Source organism: Streptomyces griseobrunneus, from assembly GCF_046713465.1.
GTDB lineage: Bacteria > Actinomycetota > Actinomycetes > Streptomycetales > Streptomycetaceae > Streptomyces > Streptomyces microflavus.
Map to the genome: position 1 here is coordinate 4,511,150 of NZ_CP177080.1, position 19,183 is coordinate 4,530,332.

17 protein-coding genes are annotated in these 19,183 nt (G+C 72.9%); 11 read left to right on the forward strand and 6 right to left on the reverse strand.

Annotated features, from left to right (window positions below):
* Positions 1-20: 20 nt before the first annotated feature.
* Complete coding sequence (locus tag ACK8N7_RS20575; protein ID WP_500443605.1) at positions 21-1,844, reverse strand: phosphatidylglycerol lysyltransferase domain-containing protein; 1,824 nt, start codon at positions 1,842-1,844, stop codon at positions 21-23.
* A gap of 211 nt (positions 1,845-2,055) precedes the next feature.
* Here ACK8N7_RS20575 and ACK8N7_RS20580 point away from each other — a divergent pair, with 211 nt between their 5' ends.
* Entirely contained in the window at positions 2,056-3,177 is a 1,122-nt protein-coding gene (locus ACK8N7_RS20580; protein ID WP_500443607.1) for an alpha/beta hydrolase, read from the forward strand.
* Positions 3,178-3,235: 58 nt separating this feature from the next.
* On the opposite strand, the gene ACK8N7_RS20585 is transcribed toward ACK8N7_RS20580, so the two are convergent.
* Positions 3,236-4,408, reverse strand: a complete 1,173-nt coding sequence (locus ACK8N7_RS20585; RefSeq protein WP_403214799.1) for an ABC transporter ATP-binding protein — start codon at positions 4,406-4,408, stop codon at positions 3,236-3,238.
* Between the two features lie 140 nt (positions 4,409-4,548).
* On the opposite strand from ACK8N7_RS20585, the gene ACK8N7_RS20590 reads away from it, so the two are divergent.
* The 4 genes from ACK8N7_RS20590 to ACK8N7_RS20605 all read left to right on the forward strand — a co-directional run bounded on the left by ACK8N7_RS20590 (position 4,549) and on the right by ACK8N7_RS20605 (position 8,353).
* Entirely contained in the window at positions 4,549-5,319 is a 771-nt protein-coding gene (locus ACK8N7_RS20590) for an ABC transporter permease (RefSeq protein ID WP_500443609.1), read from the forward strand.
* Positions 5,320-5,322: 3 nt separating this feature from the next.
* Entirely contained in the window at positions 5,323-5,997 is a 675-nt protein-coding gene (locus tag ACK8N7_RS20595; RefSeq protein ID WP_500443611.1) for an ABC transporter permease, read from the forward strand.
* 63 nt (positions 5,998-6,060) lie between these two features.
* The gene (locus ACK8N7_RS20600; protein ID WP_500443612.1) at positions 6,061-7,029 is read left to right on the forward strand and encodes an ABC transporter substrate-binding protein; all 969 of its coding nucleotides are present in this window, start codon (positions 6,061-6,063) and stop codon (positions 7,027-7,029) included.
* A 157-nt stretch (positions 7,030-7,186) separates the two neighbouring features.
* Entirely contained in the window at positions 7,187-8,353 is a 1,167-nt protein-coding gene (locus ACK8N7_RS20605) for a hypothetical protein (RefSeq protein WP_500443614.1), read from the forward strand.
* 94 nt (positions 8,354-8,447) lie between these two features.
* Here ACK8N7_RS20605 and ACK8N7_RS20610 read toward each other — a convergent pair whose 3' ends face one another.
* Positions 8,448-9,590: an NADH-quinone oxidoreductase subunit D gene (locus tag ACK8N7_RS20610; protein WP_031124013.1), complete on the reverse strand. Its 1,143-nt coding sequence runs from the start codon at positions 9,588-9,590 to the stop codon at positions 8,448-8,450.
* A gap of 41 nt (positions 9,591-9,631) precedes the next feature.
* On the reverse strand, positions 9,632-10,621 hold the full coding sequence (locus ACK8N7_RS20615) for an SAM-dependent methyltransferase (RefSeq protein ID WP_500443616.1): 990 nt from the start codon (positions 10,619-10,621) through the stop codon (positions 9,632-9,634).
* 96 nt (positions 10,622-10,717) lie between these two features.
* Between ACK8N7_RS20615 and ACK8N7_RS20620 the strand changes: the two genes are divergently transcribed.
* A complete protein-coding gene (locus ACK8N7_RS20620; RefSeq protein ID WP_403214811.1) occupies positions 10,718-11,920 on the forward strand; it encodes a sensor histidine kinase in 1,203 nt (400 codons plus the stop codon).
* Positions 11,921-11,974: 54 nt separating this feature from the next.
* Positions 11,975-12,649 carry a response regulator transcription factor gene (locus ACK8N7_RS20625; protein WP_403214813.1) on the forward strand — a complete coding sequence of 225 codons (675 nt, stop codon included), beginning with the start codon at positions 11,975-11,977 and terminating at the stop codon, positions 12,647-12,649.
* Positions 12,650-12,669: 20 nt separating this feature from the next.
* Here the strand turns inward: ACK8N7_RS20625 and ACK8N7_RS20630 are convergent, their stop codons facing one another.
* The gene (locus tag ACK8N7_RS20630; RefSeq protein ID WP_403214881.1) at positions 12,670-13,782 is read right to left on the reverse strand and encodes a DUF5937 family protein; all 1,113 of its coding nucleotides are present in this window, start codon (positions 13,780-13,782) and stop codon (positions 12,670-12,672) included.
* Between the two features lie 103 nt (positions 13,783-13,885).
* On the opposite strand from ACK8N7_RS20630, the gene ACK8N7_RS20635 reads away from it, so the two are divergent.
* On the forward strand, positions 13,886-14,062 hold the full coding sequence (locus tag ACK8N7_RS20635; RefSeq protein ID WP_403214815.1) for a hypothetical protein: 177 nt from the start codon (positions 13,886-13,888) through the stop codon (positions 14,060-14,062).
* 28 nt (positions 14,063-14,090) lie between these two features.
* Here ACK8N7_RS20635 and ACK8N7_RS20640 read toward each other — a convergent pair whose 3' ends face one another.
* Positions 14,091-15,248 carry a threonine aldolase family protein gene (locus ACK8N7_RS20640; protein WP_500443619.1) on the reverse strand — a complete coding sequence of 386 codons (1,158 nt, stop codon included), beginning with the start codon at positions 15,246-15,248 and terminating at the stop codon, positions 14,091-14,093.
* A gap of 169 nt (positions 15,249-15,417) precedes the next feature.
* Between ACK8N7_RS20640 and ACK8N7_RS20645 the strand changes: the two genes are divergently transcribed.
* The 3 genes from ACK8N7_RS20645 to ACK8N7_RS20655 are packed head-to-tail and all read left to right on the forward strand — an operon-like array spanning position 15,418 to position 19,108.
* Positions 15,418-16,359 (forward strand): Rossmann-like and DUF2520 domain-containing protein, encoded by a 942-nt coding sequence (locus ACK8N7_RS20645; RefSeq protein ID WP_015609341.1) that lies wholly within the window; start codon positions 15,418-15,420, stop codon positions 16,357-16,359.
* Positions 16,356-17,417 (forward strand): pantoate--beta-alanine ligase, encoded by a 1,062-nt coding sequence (gene panC, locus ACK8N7_RS20650; RefSeq protein WP_500443621.1) that lies wholly within the window; start codon positions 16,356-16,358, stop codon positions 17,415-17,417. Before ACK8N7_RS20645 ends, panC begins: the two co-directional genes overlap by 4 nt.
* Positions 17,414-19,108: an L-aspartate oxidase gene (locus ACK8N7_RS20655; RefSeq protein ID WP_500443623.1), complete on the forward strand. Its 1,695-nt coding sequence runs from the start codon at positions 17,414-17,416 to the stop codon at positions 19,106-19,108. Before panC ends, ACK8N7_RS20655 begins: the two co-directional genes overlap by 4 nt.
* Positions 19,109-19,183 lie beyond the last annotated feature (75 nt).

The following is a 19,183-nucleotide window of genomic DNA, read 5'->3' on the forward strand; positions in this document are numbered from 1 at the left end:
TAGGCCCGCGGCGCCGCCCGTCATGCCGCGCGTACCTCGTGCTCCGGGGCGCTGAGCAGCGTGTGGCCGCAGGGGCGGGGGGAGCGGGAGCGGAACGGGCGGGGCAGCGAGAGATTCACGAACCCCTCCGCCTGCATCGCCGCGATCCCGATGCGGGGCAGGTCGCGGCTGGTGCGGAATACCACGAAGCGGGGCTCCCAGCGGGGCCTGAACTTGGCGTTGAACTTGTACAGCGGCTCGATCTGGAACCAGCGGGAGAGGAAGATCAGCAGTCCGCGCCAGCAGCGCAGCACCGGCCCGGCGCCGAGCCGCTCGCCGCGGGCCAGGGCCGAGCGGAACATCGCGAAGTTCAGCGAGACCCGGGCGACGCCGAGCTTCCCGGCGGCCTGCAGCGAGGCGACGATCAGCAGCTCGTTCATGCCGGGGTCGGCCGAGCGGTCGCGGCGCATCAGCTCCAGGGACATCCCGTCGCGCCCCCAGGGAACGAAGTGGAGGACGGCCTTCAGGTCGCCGTGCGGTCCGTCATCGGAGCCGGGCAGATGGGCGGTGGCGATCACGCAGTCCCCGTCGGCGGGGTCGCCGATCCGGCCCAGCGCCATGGAGAAGCCGCGCTCGGTGTCGGTGCCGCGCCAGTTGGCGGCGGCCCGGCGGATGCGCTCCAGCTCGGTGCCCCCGATGTCACGTGCTCGCCGGACCCGGGTCTCGTAGCCGTTGCGTTCGATGCGCCCCACCATCTGGCGTACGTTCCGCATGGCCCGCCCGGCGAGGGAGAAATCCGCGACGTCCACCACCGCCTCGTCGCCCAGCTCCAGGGCGGTCAGCCCGGTCTCGCGGGTCCAGACCTCGCCGCCGCGCTCGCTGCACCCCATCACGGCGGGGGTCCAGGAGTGCGCCTTCGCCTCGTCCATGAACCGTTCGATGGCGCCCGGCCAGGCCTCGACATCGCCGATGGGGTCGCCCCCGGCCAGCATCACCCCGGAGACGACCCGGTAGCAGACGGCGGCCTTGCCGCTGGGGGAGAAGACGACGGCCTTGTCGCGGCGGAGCGCGAAGTGGCCGAGCGAGTCGCGGCCGCCGTGTGTCGCCAGCAGCGCCCGCAGCCGGCTCTCGTCGTCCTCGGTGAGGCGGGCGGCCGGGTGTTCGGGGCGGAAGGCGAGGTAGACGGTGGTGACGGCGGTCAGCAGGCCGAGCGCGCCGAGCGAGTAGGCGACGGTCCAGCTGGTCCGCCCGGCGTAGTCGACCGGGCCTTCGACGCCGAAGAGGCCGTACAGCACGTGCTGGAGCCGGTCCGCGATGGACGGGTCACCGACGACCCGGCCGGGGTGGACGGAGACGATGACCAGCCCGAGGGCCAGCGAACCGGCGCCGAGCAGCACGAAGTTGGCCAGTGCCCGCCAGCGGCTGCGCGGGTCGGGCAGGGCGCGGAACTGGTCCCGGTGGCGGACGAGCAGGTAGCAGAGCGTCAGGGAGACCAGGACGCCGACGACCGAGTGACGGTACGCGAACTGCGCCGCGGCCCCCGCCGGCAGCAGCACCACCGCCGCCCGCCAGGCCCGCCGCTTGTGCCGCTTCAGCCCGTGCGCGAGCAGGAGCAGCAGCATGCCCGCGCTCAGCGAGAGCGCGGCGGCGAACGGGCCGAGCGCCCCGGGGAGCACTTCGGCGAGGGTGTGCATCCTGCTGTGCCGGAAGCGGGGAAAGACCCCGGCCGCGACGTCGATCAGCCCGACGACGGTGCAGGCGGTGCCGACGACGACCGGTACGGATTCGGGGCGGGGGCCGCGCAGAAGCCGCCTCATGCGCTGCGGAACCGACACCGATTTATCCCCATCTACCGTGACAGACATCGCTTCCGTGGCTCCTGTTGGGATCGGGATTCCTTCAGTCCGTCGGCCGTGGCCCTTCCGGACGATGTGCGCCCTCTAGGACGGGGGCTGCAACGTGAAGGTTCATTCACATTCCGGAAATTTCGCATGCGGAAACGCGGAGAGCACGCAGAGAAGCACGCAGAGAACACGCACGCGAGTACGCAGGCAAGCACGCAGAGAAAGCTCACTCATGGGTCTCACCAGCAAGGTAGTTCTGGCGGTCGTGGCGGCCGCCGCCGTGGCGCTGTTCGCCGCCACGGTCCGGCTCTGGCCGCGCCTGGCCCGGCGGAGCGCCGCAGCGGTGACCGGCCGGGTCGGGCTGCTGCTGGCGACCCAGCTGACGCTGTTCGCCTCGGTCGGCCTGGCGGCCAACAACGCTTTCCTCTTCTACGGTTCCTGGGCCGACCTCTTCGGCCAGAAACAGGACCTGGGTGTGGTCACCGACCACACGGACGGGGAGCCCGGCCCGCGGAGCATGACCCGGATCGGCACCCAGCGGCCGGACGTGCCGGGCGGCGGGGTGCCGGAGGCGGGCGGCCGGATCGACAAGGTGGTGATCTCGGGGCGGCTCTCGGGCATCGAGTCCCCGGCGTACGTCTATCTGCCGCCGGAGTACTTCCGGAGCGGCCGGGCCGGGCGGACGTTCCCGGCGGTGGTGGTGCTGACCGGCTACCCGGGGACGGCGGAGAACCTTCTCAAGGGCCTGCGTTACCCGCAGACGGCACACGACCGCGTGAAGGCGGGCAAGGCGCAGCCGATGATCCTGGTGATGCTGCGGCCGACGGTGGCCCCGCCCCGGGACACCGAGTGCGTGGACATCCCGAAGGGGCCGCAGACGGAGACGTTCTTCGCGAATGACCTCCCGGAGGCGGTCGCGCAGTCGTACCGGGTCGGGAAGCAGGCCCGTAACTGGGGCATCATCGGCAACTCGACCGGCGGCTACTGCGCGTTGAAGATCGGGCTGCACCACCCGGACCGGTACGCGGCGAGCGCCGGGCTCTCCGCGTACTACAAGGCCGCCGAGGACGCGACGACCGGGGACCTGTTCCACGGGAACCAGGCGCTGCGGAAGAGGGCCGACCTGCTGTGGACGCTGGAGAACCGGCCCCCGTCCGGCGGCTCCTTCCTGGTGACGACGTCACGGCAGGGCGAGGGGAACCGGGACAGCACGATGAAGTTCATCGGGAAGGTGAAGAAGCCCGCCGCGGTGTCGTCGATCGTGCTGGACAGCGGCGGGCACAACTTCACGACCTGGCGGCGGGAGATCCCGCCGACCCTGGAGTGGCTGAGCGGGCGGCTCAAGGCGGAGTGAGGCGCTCCGGGCGGGCCCAGGGCCGGCCGGGCGGCCCTGGGCGCGGTGAATGCCCCGGTCACGCCGTGGCGACCGTCTCCACGGCGACCTCCGCGCGCGGCAGCGCCTGGGCGTCCGCGTCGATCGAGCGGCGGAGCGCCTCGTGCAGCCGGGCGGGGGTCAGCACACCGAGGAAGTGGCCCTCGCTCTCCTTGTCGATGACCGCGATCCACCCCGCGTCGTGCTGGAGCATGGTGGCGAACGCCTGCTTGAGCGGGGCACCGAGCGGGAGCCAGGCCTCCATCCGGCGGGCGTGCTCGCGGACGGTGCCCTTCGCCGTCGGGGAGGCGGCGCTGTCGGCGGGGATCCAGCCGTGCAGGTTGTCCCGGCCGTCCAGGACGACGGCCCACCGCGCGCCCTCGGACCGGAGCCGTGCGGTGGCCTCGGCGAGGGAGTCGTCGAGGTGGACGACCGGGGGCTGGTCGAGGTCGCTCTCCTCGATCGGGGTCACCGACAGGCGCTTCAGCCCGCGGTCGGCGCCGACGAAGTCGGCCACGTACGGGGTGGCGGGGGCGCCGAGGACGGTGGCGGGGGAGTCGAACTGCTCGATGCGGCCCTGCCCGTATACGGCGATCCGGTCGCCGAGGCGGACGGCCTCCTCGATGTCGTGGGTGACGAACAGCACGGTTTTACGGACCTGGGCCTGGAGTTTCAGGAATTCGTTCTGGAGCCGTTCGCGGACCACCGGGTCGACCGCTCCGAAAGGCTCGTCCATCAGCAGGACGGGCGGATCGGCGGCCAGGGCGCGGGCCACACCGACACGCTGGCGCTGTCCGCCGGAGAGCTGTTCCGGATAGCGGTCGCCGTAGACGGAAGGGTCGAGTCCGACGAGGTCGAGCAGTTCGGCGGCGCGTTCGCGTCCCTTTCCGCGTTTCCAGCCGAGGAGATGGGGGACGGTCGCGGTGTTCTCCAGCACCGTCTTGTGCGGGAAGAGGCCCACCTGCTGGATCACATAGCCGATGCGGCGGCGGAGTTCGACGGGGTCGACGGCCGATATGTCGTCCCCGTCGAGGAATATCGTGCCCTCGGTCGGTTCGATCAGCCGGTTCACCATCTTCATGGTGGTCGTCTTGCCGCAGCCGGAAGGTCCGACGAGCGTGACCAGTTCACCCTCGGCGACCTCGAAGGAAAGGTCGTCGACGGCGGTGGTGCCGTCCGCGTACCGCTTGGTGACGTGCTCGAAACGGATCATGATTCCCCATTGTGGAGGGCGTTCTGTGAAGGGCATGTTGCTGGAATGCGACAGCCTCCGCGATTGTCAGTGGTCGAGGATAGGCTCGCCAGACATCAGTTCGACACGGGCGCGACAGGGAAACGGGAGGTGGGGGCCGGATGGCCGGACAGAACTGCCTGGCGACGAACGACTGGATCTGCGGCGAGTATCTGCGCTCCCGCAGCCAGGAGTTGACGGACGCCACCGTGCAGCACATCGGGATCACGGTGGTCTCGGTCCTCATCGGGCTCGCGGTCGCCTTTCCGCTGGCCCTGCTCGCCCGCCGGGGCCGTGGCTTCGCCGGACCGGTGCTCGGGCTGACGACGATCCTCTACACCGTGCCCTCGCTGGCGATGTTCTCGCTGCTGCTGCCCCTGTTCGGGCTCTCCGCGGCGCTGGTCGTCACGGGCCTGGTGCTCTATTCGCTCACCATCCTGGTGCGGAACATCCTGGCCGGCCTCGAAGCGGTCCCGCAGGAGGCCAAGGAGGCCGCCCGGGGCATGGGATACGGGCCGTGGCGGCTGCTGTGGGAGGTGGAGCTCCCGCTCGCGCTGCCCGCGCTGATGGCCGGGCTGCGCATAGCCACCGTGTCGACGGTCGCGCTGACCACGGTCGGCTCGCTCGTCGGCAAGGGCGGTCTCGGCAATCTCATCGAGGACGCGCTGCCGAGCTTCTTCAAGGCCCAGGTGCTCGCCGCCTCCGTCCTGTGCGTGCTGCTCGCGGTTACCGCCGACCTGCTGCTCCTCGGCCTCCAGCGGCTGCTGACGCCCTGGACGCGTATACCGGCGGCGGCGGGGGATACGCGTACGGGTGCGGGCGGCACGGACGGTTCCGGCGGCCCCGGCGGTCCGGCGGGCCTACCCGCCCCGGCGAAGGTGGAGGCGGGCTGACCCGTGGGAGTCATCGGCGAAGCCTGGACCTGGCTGGCCACCGGGGCCAACTGGTCGGGGGACGGCGGAGCCGCACACCGGCTCGGCGAGCATCTGTACGTGAGCGGGGTCGCCCTCGCGGTGGCCTGCGCCATCGCCCTGCCGCTCGCCCTGTATCTGGGGCACATAGGCAGGGGCGGCGCGCTCGCGGTCAACATCTCCAACGTCGGGCGGGCCATTCCGGTCTTCGCGGTGCTGGCCCTCTTCATGGTCACGCCCCTGCGCAACTCCGGCTACTGGCCCACGATCATCGCGCTGGTGCTGTTCGCCGTGCCGCCGCTGCTGACCAACGCCTACGTCGGGATGCGGGAGGTGGACCGGTCCGCGGTGGAGGCCGCCCGGGGCATGGGAATGTCCGGCGGGCAGCTCTTCGTCCGGGTCGAGCTGCCGCTCGCCTACCCGATGATCATGACCGGGCTGCGCTCCGCCGCCGTCCAGGTCGTGGCCACCGCCTCGATCGCCGCCATGGTCGGTCTCGGCGGCCTCGGCCGGATCATCACCGCCGGTTTCAACACCTACGACACCGCGCAGGTCTTCGCGGGCGCGATCCTGGTCGCCGCCCTCGCCCTGCTGGTGGAGGGGGTGCTGATGGCGCTGGACCGGGTGCTCTCACCGCTGCGCCGTCGCCGGACCGCGTGACGGGCCCGGCGGCCCCCCAACTTCCTTTTGGTCACCTTTTTTCAGTTCGGACGGAGAACAGACATGAGCAGAACCTCGCGGATAGCCGGAGCGGTCATCGGCATGGTGGCGCTGGCAGGGTCGCTGGCGGCCTGCGGCGGCGACAGCCTGGAGAAGGAGAAGGGCTCCGGCTCCTCGGGCGGCGACAGCAAGAAGGGCTCCCTCGTCGTCGGCTCGGCCTCCTTCACCGAGTCCAAGGTGCTCGCCGAGCTGTACGCGCAGATCCTGGGCGACGCCGGGTACGACACCTCGATCACCACGGTGAAGAACCGCGAGCTGTACGAGCCCTCGCTGGAGAAGGGCGAGATCGACGTCGTCCCCGAATACGCCGCGACGATCACCGAATTCCTCAACGCCAAGGTGAACGGGGCGGAGAAGGCCCAGGGTACCCCCCTCGCCTCCGGAGACGCCGACGCCACGGTCGCCGCCCTGGAGAAGCTCGCGGGCCCGCTGGGCCTCAAGGTGCTCCCGGCCGGTAAGGCCGTCGACCAGAACGCCTTCGCGGTCTCGAAGGAATTCGCCGAGAAGAACAAGCTCACGACCCTTTCCGATCTTGGAAAGTCGAAGCTCAAGGTGAAGATCGCGGCGGGCGACGAGTGCGAGGTGCGGCCCTTCTGCGCACCCGGTCTGAAGAAGACGTACGGCATCGACGTCACCGGTATCGACCCCAAGGGCGTCGGCACCCCGCAGTCCAAGCAGGCCGTCCGCGACGGCAAGGTCGAGCTGGTCCTGACGACCACCACGGACGCGGTGATCGATGGGCTGGTCTTCCTGGAGGACGACAAGAAGCTGCAGAACGCCGACAACGTCCTGCCGGTCCTCAATGCCAAGGACGCGGGCACCCCCGAGATCGCCGACGCGCTCGGAAAGCTCACCGACACGCTCACCACGGAGGATCTCGCGGAGCTGAACCGCAAGGTCGACGCCGAGCGCGCGAAGCCTGCCGACGTGGCCAAGGAGTATCTGGAGTCGAAGGGTCTGATCAAGAAGTAAGGCCCGGGCGGAGTACATTTCGGGGGCCGCGAGGTAACCGGCGGGGAACAGATTGCCGAGCGGCCCCCAAGTGGCGCGTACACACGGTAAATTTCAGGCCATGCCACGTGGACGCCACCGCCATTCGCCACCCCTTCACAGAATCCTGCCGCCCTCCGTGGTGGCGGGAGTGTCGGTCGTCGGTGCTTCCGGCGCCTGGTTCCTCGCCGAACCCCTCGCTCTGCGCGGCCTGGTGGCCGCCGTGGCCGCCGCCGCCCTGACCGGCGCGTATCTGATGCGCAGCTGGGACCGGGCCGCGGGGCTGCAGGTCGCCGAGCTGACGCGGGCCCGCACCCGTGACGAGTGGCGGGCCGAGGAGCGGATAGCCGAGCTGGAGCAGGACCTGGAGGAGTCGCGCGAGCTGCGCACCCGTCTGGAGACCAAGCTCCGCCGCAAGCGCGTGGAGCTCGCCGGGCTGCGCGGGGAGCACGCGGGACTGCTGCGCCGGTACGCCAACGCCGAGACCGAGCGGGCCAGTGCGCTGGAGGGCCGCAGGCAGCTCGCCATCGAGGCGGCCGCCCCGGCCCCCGAGCTGGCCACCGGACGCTCGACGCCGGCCCCGGCGGCCTACCGCCGCGCCGACGAGGCTCTGCTGAACCTCACCCGCAACGCCGCACTCCAGGAAGCCCGCCGCACCGCGGAGGCGGCCCGGCAGCGGGACGCCGCGGAGCGGGGCGCGGAGGAGGAAGGCCCGCAGGGGAAGGGCGCGGCGGCCACCGGGGCGGGCGAGCACCACCAGCACCGCCGCCCGTCCACCACCCCGCCCGCCCCGGCCGCGAAGTCCCCGGCTCCGAACGCCCCGGCCGTGAACGCCTCAGTTCCGAACGCACCGACAGCCGGTCCCGACGCCCCGGCGGCCGGCCCCGAGGCCACCGGCGTACCGCCCATGAAGGCCCCGGCCCCCGCCGCTCCGGCGCCGATCACGCCGGCCTCCCAGGCCAAGCCCCAGGCCCTCGGTGCCCGGACCCCGGCCTCCAACGTGCCCGTGCACGTACCGCGTTCGGTCCCCACCGCCTCGGCCGTCGTGCCGTACGCGGCGGCCCGCCGCCACCTGGTCCCGCAGGGCACCTTCGACTTCTTCGGCACGCAGAAGACGAACGCCGCGATCGAGGCCGTACAGAACGAGGACCTCGCGGACGTCGTCGGCGAGGAGGCGCTCGCCGCCCACCGGACAGGAGCGGGCGCGGCCACCGGGAACCGGGCCGTCGGCAAGGTCATCGACCTCACCGTGCACGACGAGACCGAGCAGATCGACGTGGCGGAGCTGCGCGGCGCGGTCTCCTGAGCGGGGCCGAGACGAGCCGGGCCGAAGCCGGGACCGAGCCCGGCTTGGGCCCGGCGGCCTGAGCCGGGACAGGCCCCGGACAGGCCCGGGGCCGCTACTTGTCGATGTCCCCGACGACGAAGAAGAGCGAGCCCAGGATCGCCACCATGTCGGCGACCAGCGTCCCCGGCAGCAGCTCGGTGAGCGCCTGGATGTTGTTGAAGGAGGCGGAGCGCAGCTTCAGCCGGTACGGGGTCTTCTCGCCCTTGGAGACCAGGTAGTAGCCGTTGATGCCGAGTGGGTTCTCCGTCCAGGCGTACGTGTGCCCCTCGGGCGCCTTCAGCACCTTGGGCAGCCGCTGGTTGATGGGCCCCGGCTCCAGGCCCGCCATCCGGTCCAGGCAGGCGTCGGCCAGGTCCAGGGAGTTGAGGGTCTGCTCCAGCAGGCACTCGAAGCGGGCCAGGCAGTCGCCCTCGGTCCGGGTGACGACCTTGAGGGTGTCCTGGAGCTCCCCGTACGCGAGATACGGCTCGTCGCGCCGCAGGTCGAAGTCGACGCCCGAGGCGCGCGCGATCGGCCCCGACACCCCGTACGCGTGCACCGCTTCGGCGGAGAACACGCCCACACCGCGCGTACGGCCCCGGAAGATCTCGTTGCCGAGGACCAGGTTCTCGTACACGTCCATCCGGGAGCGGACCGAGGCGACGGCGTCGCGGACCCGGCCCGACCAGCCCGCCGGGACGTCCTCCTTGAGCCCGCCGACCCGGTTGAACATGTAGTGCATCCGGCCGCCGGAGACCTCCTCCATCACCGCCTGGAGCTCCTCGCGCTCCCGGAAGGCGTGGAAGACCGGGGTGATGCCGCCGAGTTCGAGCGGGTAGGAGCCGAGGAACATCAGGTGGTTGAGGACCCGGTTCAGCTCGGCGAGCAGCGTCCGTGTCCAGACCGCGCGCTCGGGGACCTCCATGCCGAGCATCCGCTCGACTGCCATCACGACACCCAGCTCGTTCGAGAACGCGGAGAGCCAGTCGTGGCGGTTGGCGAGCATGATGATCTGCCGGTAGTCGCGGGCCTCGAAGAGCTTCTCCGCGCCCCGGTGCATGTAGCCGATGACCGGCTCGGCGTGCTGGATGCGTTCACCGTCCAGAACGATCCGCAGCCGGAGCACCCCGTGGGTCGAGGGGTGCTGCGGGCCGATGTTCAGCACCATGTCGGTGCTCTCCGCCGCGCCGCCGATGCCGATGGTCGTCTCCGTCATGGGCGCCAGTATCCCCTGACCGGGCCCCGCCGCACCGGCGGTCACCCGTGCTCCGGTGACTCCACCCGGTGCAGCAGCCAGCCGAAGTCGCCGAGCCCGCCGCGCGCGGTCAGCTCCGCCGCCTCGCCCGCCGCCGACAGCGCCCGCAGATATCCCGCCGGATCGGAGGCGGCCAGGCTCAGCGGCGGCCGGTCGCCGGAGACCCCCAGCCAGCCGAGCGCCGCCCGCTGGTCGGTGAGTTCGGCGACTCCGCGAGTGACGGCCGCCGCACACGCGTCCAGCGCCACATGCGCGGTCAGGTCGCAGGAGCCGTCCGGCACCGGGTGCACCTCCCGCCCGCCCCGGAACCCGGTCAGCGTCCCGAAGGGCGGCCGCCGGCCCCGTACATGCGCGTAGTCCACCGCCACCGCGAGCCCGGCGTCCAGCGAACCCACCGCCCGCGCCCAGGCGAGATCCCGGGGCAGCCCGATCTCCGCCCGCTCACCGGGCGCCGACAGCGGCCACCACCGCTCCAGCCACTCCGCGTCCCTCCCGGTCACCGGCGGACCCGGCCGCTCGGCCCCGTCCGGGCTCCGCACCCGCACGTACCGGGCGACGCCGTCCCCGTCCGCCTCCGCCACCTCCACCGGCACGTTGTCCAGCCACTCGTTGGCGAACAGCAGCCCGGTGACGCCCCGGGGCGGCTCGGCGCACCAGACGATCCGGGGGTCCAGCCCCGGGGGACGGGCGGCGACCTCCACCCCGTACGGGATCACCTCCAGCCCCTCCGGGACGGCGGCGAGCACCCCGGTCAGCAGCTCACCGCGCCCGGCCCCGACATCGACCAGGTCCACCGTGCCGACGCCCAGCTCCGCCGCCGTCCGGGCCAGCAGCCCGGCCACCGCCCGCGCGAACAGGGGCGATGCGTGGACCGACGTACGGAAGTGGCCCGCGGGCCCGTCCGGGCTCCGGACCGGACTCCGGTAGAAGCCCTCGTCCCCGTACAAAGCGGTCTCCGCCGCCTTCCGCCACCCCTGCCACTCCTCCGTCATGTGGGCAAGTCTCCACCTTGGGGAGTACGGTCCCAGGATCTGGATCGACCCTCCGGTTGACCCGGGCACCTATCCGTTGTCCCTACGCTGGGCTACGTGCAGCGCCTCTACGATTTTCTCCGCAGACACCCGACGGGCGTCGACGTCTTCTGGGCGGTCGTCCTCCTCGGGCTCTCCGGCATGTCGATGGTGTCTGGCATGTACGACACCGGGCGGGAGGAGATCCTCGCCGTTCCGGTTGCGCTCGGGCTCTCCACGGTGGTGGCGCTGCGCCGACGGGTCCCGGAGAAGATGCTGCTGCTCGCCATCGCGGTGGGCGTCTGCCAGCTGGTCTTCGGCGTCCGGCCGGGCATCGGCAACTTCGCGATGCTGGTGATCACCTTCACGGTGGCCACGATCGGGGAGCGCTGGGCCTCCCGGCTCGCCCTGATCTGCAGCCTGAGCGCGGCGGGCCTGTCGCAGCTGCGCTGGGAGGCCGAGCCGGGCGGCTCCTGGCCCCAGCAGATCTTCGTGACGGTCATCATGACGGTGCCGTTCGTGCTGGCCTGGGTGATGGGCGACTCGCTGCGGACCCGGCGGGCCTACTTCAACCAGCTGGAGGAGCGCGCCGCCCGGCTGGAGCGGGAGCGCGAGGCGCAGTCCAAGGTCGCGGTGGCCGCCGAGCGGGCCCGGATCGCCCGCGAACTGCACGATGTCGTCGCGCACAACGTCTCCGTGATGGTGGTTCAGGCCGACGGCGCCGCGTACGTCATGGACGCGGCGCCCGACCAGGCACGGCAGGCGCTGGAGACCATCTCCTCCACCGGTCGGCAGGCGCTGGCCGAGATGCGTCGGCTGCTGGGGGTGCTGAGGACCGGCGACACCCGGGAGGGCGGGGAGTACGTCCCGCAGCCCGACGTGGAGCAGATCGAGGACCTGATCGACCAGGTCCGCCAGACCGGTCTGGCGGTGGACTTCAAGGTGGAGGGCACCGCCCGCCCGCTGCCGAGCGGCGTGGAGCTGACCGCGTACCGCATCGTTCAGGAAGCCCTCACCAACACCCGCAAGCACGGCGGCCCCGACGCCGGGGCCAGTGTCCGGCTGGTCTACTTCGACGACGGCCTCGGGCTGCTGGTCGAGGACGACGGCCGGGGCGCGGCGCACGAGCTGTACGAGGACGGCGGCGCGGACGGCGCCGGGCACGGGATGATCGGTATGCGGGAGCGCGTCGGCATGGTCGGCGGGACCCTGGACGCGGGGCCGCGGCCCGGCGGCGGGTTCCGGATCAGCGCGCTGCTGCCGCTCAAGCCCGCCGACTGACGCCCCCGCCCCCAGAGCAACCCCCTACCACCCATACAGGACAGGACACACCCCATGGCCATCCGCGTGATGCTCGTCGACGACCAGGTGCTGCTGCGTACGGGCTTCCGGATGGTCCTGGCCGCCCAGCCCGACATGGAGGTCGTGGCCGAGGCCGGGGACGGCGCCGAGGCGATCGAGATCCTGCGCGCCACGGCGGTCGACGTGGTCCTGATGGACGTCCGCATGCCCCGTCTGGACGGCGTCGAGGCGACCCGCCGGATCTGCGCCCAGCCGGAGCCGCCGAAGGTGCTGATCCTGACCACGTTCGACCTGGACGAGTACGCCTTCTCCGGGCTCAAGGCGGGGGCCAGCGGCTTCATGCTCAAGGACGTGCCGCCGGCCGAGCTGCTCTCCGCGATCCGCTCGGTGCACAGCGGTGACGCCGTGGTCGCCCCCTCCACCACCCGCCGCCTGCTCGACCGCTTCTCGCCGATGCTGCCCAGCAGCGAGAAGGAGCCCAGGAACAAGCACATCGAGAAGCTCACCGAACGCGAACGCGAAGTGATGCTCCTCGTCGCGCAGGGCCTCTCGAACGGGGAGATCGCGGCCCACCTCGTTCTCTCCGAGGCGACGGTCAAGACCCACGTCGGCCGCATCCTCACTAAGCTGAACCTGCGCGACCGGGTCCAGGTCGTCGTCCTCGCCTACGAGACGGGCCTGGTGCGCGCGGGCGGGGGAGCGGGCTGAGGACCGCCCGACGACAGGCCCTACCGCAGCACGCCCTCCAGGAAGTCGCTGCCGATGCGGGCGACGACCGTCAGGTCCAGCTGGTGCAGCACGTAGCGCCCACGGCGCCGGGTCGTGATCAGGCCGGCCTTCTTGAGGACCGACAGGTGCCGGGAGACCTCGGGCGCGGTGATGCTGTGCGAGTCGGCGAGTTCGCCGGTGGTGTACGCCGAGCGGGCCAGGTTGCGGCACAGGCGCATCCGCATCGGGTGGGCCAGGGCCTCCATCCGGAGCTGGAGCAGCTCCACGGATGCCGGGGTCGGCAGGTCGGGCATCCGGACCGGGTAGTGGATCACCGGACGCCAGCCGGGGGCGTGCAGCACCATCAGGTGCGGCCAGCCGAAGCTGCTGGGCATCAGGGTGAGCCCGGTGCCGACGGCTGGGTCGACGGCGGTGGTCCGGCCCTCGGCCAGCTTGTCGACGGAGAGCCTGCCCGCCTCCTCGTCCAGGGTCATGGCGGCGGAGACCGCCCCCATCGCCTCCCCGACGCCCTTGCGCCGCATCAGCTCCGTCTTGTGCCGGGCGTCGGCGACCAGCTGGACCGAGACCCGGCGCCAGGTGTCCGCGAAGAACGCCTCGTCGAGGTCCTCGAAGAGCCGCCGGATCCAGCGGCGTACGGGGGCGGGGTCGGCCAGCAGCCGATGGGTGAACTCCACCTGCCGGGGGCCGCGTGCCGCCGCCATCTCCAGGGCGCGGGCCCGCATCCCCGGGTCCGACAGCGGTGACGCGGAGCCCGCCCCGTAGAGGCCGGCGCAGGTGAACTCCAGTGCGGCGGTGACGAACCGCTCGTCGTCCAGCCGGTCCAGGATGTCCAGGTCCTCGGCGAGGTTCGCCCCGGTCCTGCCGTCGCCCCCGCGGATTCCGGCGAACGGCATGAAGACGTCGGAGAAGGTGTTCCGCCAGAGGAACTCCGCCTCCAGCAGCCGGTCGGCGAGATCGGGCTCCAGCGCCGCCGCGGTCGCGGTGGCCCAGCCGTGCACGCCGGGGTGGTGTCCGGGCTCGGAGAGCGCGTGCAGGGCGACCCCCAGCTCGGCGAGGGGGGAGGTCGCGAATTCGATGCGATCGGAGGGCAGGCCCGCGATGTCTATGTACACGCTCACCCGTCCATAGTGCGGGTACGCGGACGGGCCGTCGTTTCATTTGACGGTGGCCGTCAATCAACGGGCGGACCCGCCATGACCTGCGCACGCTGGATACATGGACGCCATACAGCAGCACATGCTCGACACCTACCGCGCGGCCTGCCTCGGCGAGCCCGCCCCGCCCCCGCCGGGCCGCCACGACCGCAAGACCCTGCGAGACCTCTACCACCACTGGCTGACCCACCCCCCGACACGCTCCCAGCCCGTCCGGCGTTTGAGGACGGAACCCTGACGCCGGGGGCCGGCCACTCGGCAAGGCCCTACGCCAGGAGCCCCACGAACACCCCCACCGCCTCCCGCACATCCTCCGCGGACCACTCGAGCCCGGCCCCAGAAACCGTCACCTCGGTGACCGAAACCCCCGGCGGCAACCCGGCCGCCCCCGCCGCCCCGGACCCCCACCGCCGGAACAACGTCACCCCCGTCTCCTCCGCCTGCCGCAACGACGCCTCGTCCAGCACCTCGGCCCCGTACGGCAGCCAGACCTGGAACTGGTGCGTGTGCGGCGGCTCCGGATGCACCCGGAACCATGGCACCCCCGCCGCCGCGAACCCCTCCGCCATCGCCCCGGCCACCACCTTGGCGTGGGCCACGTACGTCGGCAGCAGGGGCAGTTCCCGGTCCAGCCCGATCAGGGCGGAGAGCGCCGCCGGGTACTGCTGGAAAAGCTGCCCCCCGTACCGGTGGCGCCACACCCGCGCCTCCTCCACCAGCACCGGGGGCCCCGCCAGCGCGGCCCCCGACAGCCCGCCCAGCGACTTGTAGAAGGACACGTACACGCTGTCCGCGAGCGCCGCGATCTCCTGAAGGCCCCGCCCGAAGTGCGGACCGCACTCCCAGAGCCGCGCCCCGTCCAGATGGACCACCGCGTCCCGCTCCCGGGCCGCCGCGACGGTCTCCTCCAGCTCGTCCCACGTGGGCAGGACGAACCCGGCGTCCCGCAGCGGCAGCTCCAGCATCAGTGTGCCGAACGGCTCGGGGAAGTCCCGCACCTCCTCGGCGCTCGGCATCCGGGGCGCCGACGTCGGGTGCACCGTACGCAGCCCGCTCACCGCCCCGAGCGACCCCTCCTCGTGCAGCTCCGGGTGGGCCAGGGGGTGCAGCGCCACCGTCGCGTTGCCCGTGCGCCCCGCCCAGCACCGCAGCGCGACCTGCTGGGCCATGGTCCCGGTCGGGAAGAACGCCGCCGCCTCCGTCCCCAGCAGCCCGGCCACCCGCCGCTCCAGAGCGGCGACGACCCCGCCCCCGTACACATCCACCGCGTCGTCCGGATCGTGTACGGAACCGGCCCCGGCCGCCAGCGCCGCGAGCCCGTCGCCCACCGTGCGGTCCGTGGACCGGCGCGCCAGCACCAGTCGGGACCCGCGCCAGGCGGCCAGTCGGCGCCGCCGCTGCTCCTGCTCATCCATGGCTGTCATGGGACGATCATCCCCCGGACCACTGACGGCACGCCCGGGTGTTTCCCGTCCGCCCCGCAGAGTTATCCACAGGCTGTGGGCGGTGGGCGGGCTTCGCCGAAACGCTGGCGTAGCATGCAGAGAAATCGTCCGGTACCCCCCGCGGACTGGAACGGAAGGCCATCGCCGCGTGAATACGACAGTTCCGAAGGAACCCCTCGACGCGAGGGACCGCCCCGCCCGCCTCACCGTCGGCGTCGTGGGAGCGGGCCGCGTCGGCCCCGCACTCGCCGCCGCACTCCAGCTCGCCGGACACCGTCCGGTGGCCGTCTCGGGCGTCTCCGACGCCTCCCGGCGCCGCGCGGCAACCCTGCTCCCCGACGTTCCCGTGGTGGAGCCCGCCGAGGTCCTCGCCCGCGCCGAGCTGGTGCTGCTGACCGTCCCCGACGACGCGCTGCCCTCCCTGGTCGAGGGGCTCGCCGAGACCGGTGCCGTACGGCCGGGACAGCTGCTCGTCCACACCTCCGGGCGGTACGGGGCCCGGGTCCTGGACCCCGCGCTGCGGGCCGGGGCCCTGCCGCTCGCGCTGCACCCGGCGATGACGTTCACCGGCTCCTCCGTCGACGTCCAGCGGCTGGCGGGCTGCTCCTTCGGGGTCACCGCCCCCGAGGAGCTGCGGCTGGCAGCCGAGGCGCTGGTCATCGAGATGGGCGGCGAGCCGGAGTGGATCGCCGAGGAGTCCCGCCCGCTCTACCACGCGGCCCTCGCCCTCGGCGCGAACCACCTGGTCACCCTGGTCGCCGAGTCGATGGAGCTGCTGGCCAAGGCCGGGGTCACCGCCCCGGACCGGATGCTCGGCCCGCTGCTGGGCGCCGCCCTGGACAACGCCCTGCGCTCCGGCGACGCCGCGCTGACCGGCCCGGTGGCCCGGGGCGACGCGGGCACGGTCGCCGCGCACATCGGCGAGCTGCGCACGCACGCCCCGCAGATGGTGGGGGGCTACCTCGCGATGGCCCGCGCCACGGCCGACCGGGCACTGGCCCACGGCCTCCTCAAGCCGGAGCTGGCGGAGGACCTGCTCGTCGCCCTGGCCGACCAGGAAAGCCGCCCCGGACCGGGGGAGACCCGATGACCACCAGCAGCCGTACGGGAAGCACGGGCCCCACGCCCCTCCAGGGCACCGCCCCCGCCCTCCTCCGCACCGCCGCCGAGCTCGACGCGCTGCCCCGCCCCGCCGGGGCAGAGCGGGCCGTCGTCATGACGATGGGCGCCCTCCACGAGGGCCACGCCACCCTGATCCGCGCCGCCCGTGAGGCGGCGGGCCCGGACGGCCAGGTCGTGGTCACGGTCTTCGTGAACCCGCTCCAGTTCGGCGAGGCGACCGACCTGGACCGCTACCCGCGCACCCTGGACGCCGACCTGGAGACCGCCGCGGCCGCCGGCGCCGACGCCGTCTTCGCCCCCGGCGTGGACGAGGTCTACCCCGGCGGCGAGCCGCAGGTCCGGATCACCGCGGGCCCCATGGGCGAGCGTCTCGAAGGCGCCTCCCGCCCCGGCCACTTCGACGGCATGCTCACCGTCGTAGCCAAGCTTCTCCACCTCACCCGCCCCGACGAGGCGTTCTACGGGCAGAAGGACGCCCAGCAGCTCGCCCTGATCCGCCGCATGGTCCGCGACCTGAACTTCGGCGTCCGGATCACCGGCGTCCCCACCGTCCGCGACCCCGACGGCCTCGCGCTCTCCAGCCGCAACCGTTTCCTCTCCCCGCAGGAGCGGCACACCGCCCTCGCCCTGCCCCGCGCCCTGTTCGCGGCGCGCGACCGGCTCGCCGCCCAGCAGGCGCTGCACGAGCGGGCCAAGGCCACCGCGCCCGGCGGCGACGACCGGGCCGCCGGGCTCAACCGGCTCGGCGAGGCCCGGGCCGCCGCCGACGCCCAGGCCGTGGCCCTGGCCCGGCCGAACGGGGCGCCCGCCGCCGTGCGGGCCGCCGCGCGGGCGGTCCTGGACGAGGCCGCCGCCCGGGGCAGGAGCCCCCTCGTCCTGGACTACCTGGCCCTGGTCGACCCGGCGGACTTCACCGAGATCCCCGACGACCGCGAGAGCGGGGAGGCGGTCCTCGCCGTCGCCGCCCGGGTCGGGGACACCCGCCTCATCGACAACATCCCCCTCACCTTCGGAGCCCTCTCGTGACCGGAATACGGCTGACCGCCCCCGCCCCCGGCTGGGCCATCGACGCGGACGTCGTGGTGGTCGGCTCCGGAGTCGCCGGTCTCACCACCGCCCTGCGCTGCGCGGCCGCCGGCCTGGACACCGTGGTGGTCACCAAGGCGCGGCTCGACGACGGTTCGACCCGCTGGGCCCAGGGCGGTATCGCCGCGGCGCTCGGCGAGGGCGACACCCCCGAGCAGCATCTGGACGACACCCTCGTCGCGGGCGCGGGCCTGTGCGACGGGGAGGCCGTACGGGTCCTGGTCACCGAGGGCCCCGACGCCGTCCGCCGCCTGATCACCACCGGCGCCACCTTCGACACCACCGACAGCGGCGACATAGCGCTGACCCGCGAGGGCGGCCACCACCGCCGCCGCATCGCCCACGCGGGCGGTGACGCGACCGGCGCGGAGATCTCCCGCGCCCTGGTCGAGGCGGTCCGCTCGGCCGCCCTGCACACCATCGAGAACGCCCTGGTCCTGGACCTGCTCACCAACGCCGAAGGCCGTACGGCAGGGGTCTCCCTGCACGTCATGGGCGAGGGCCAGCACGACGGCGTCGGCGCGGTCCGCGCCCCCTCGGTCGTCCTCGCCACCGGCGGCATGGGCCAGGTCTTCTCCGCCACCACCAACCCCTCCGTCTCCACCGGCGACGGCGTGGCGCTGGCGCTGCGGGCCGGGGCGGAGGTCTCCGATCTGGAGTTCGTCCAGTTCCACCCGACCGTCCTCTTCCTCGGCGCCGACTCCGAGGGCCAGCAGCCGCTGGTCTCCGAGGCGGTACGCGGCGAGGGCGCCCATCTCGTCGACGCGACCGGCACCCGCTTCATGCTCGGACAGCACGAGCTGGCCGAGCTGGCCCCCCGCGACATCGTCGCCAAGGCCATCACCCGGCAGATGCACGAGCACGGCACCGAGCACATGTATCTGGACGCCCGGCACTTCGGCGCCCGGATGTGGGAACAGCGCTTCCCCACCATCCTGGCCGCCTGCCGCACCCACGGCATCGACCCGGTCACCGAGCCGATCCCGGTCGCCCCGGCCGCGCACTACGCCTCCGGCGGCATCCGCACCGACCTGCGCGGCCGGACGACCGTCCCCGGCCTGTACGCCTGCGGCGAGGTCGCCTGCACGGGCGTGCACGGGGCGAACCGGCTGGCTTCGAACTCCCTCCTGGAGGGCCTGGTCTTCGCCGAGCGCATCGCCGCCGACATCGCCGAGACCCGCCCGCCCCGCACCGAACCGGCGGAAGCCGCGAGCGAGGGCACCGACGACCCCGTCGCGCTGCTGGCCCCCGAGGCCCGTACGGCGATCCAGCGCACCATGACCCGGGGCGCCGGAGTCCTGCGCTCCGCCGCGAGCCTGGCCACCGCCGCCGAGGAGCTGGAGGCCCTGCACCGCAGCGCCGCCGCCGACGCGGACGCCGTCGACCCCAAGGACGCGGTCCCCGGGGTCGACGCCTGGGAGGTCACCAACCTGCTGCTGGTCTCCCGGGTCCTGGTCGCCGCCGCCCGGGAGCGCGAGGAGACCCGCGGCTGCCACTGGCGCGAGGACCGGCCCGACCGCGACGACGAGCACTGGCGCCGCCACCTGGTCGTCCGCATCGCCCCGGACCGCACCCCGGTCGTCCACCGCACGGAGACCGCCGCATTCCCGCCCGTACGCCCGGCGGATTGAGCAGACTGCTGGAAAGCAGCGGCGCGAGCCGCACCCGCACCACCCGCCACGCCCCGAGGAGCCGCAACCGTGTCC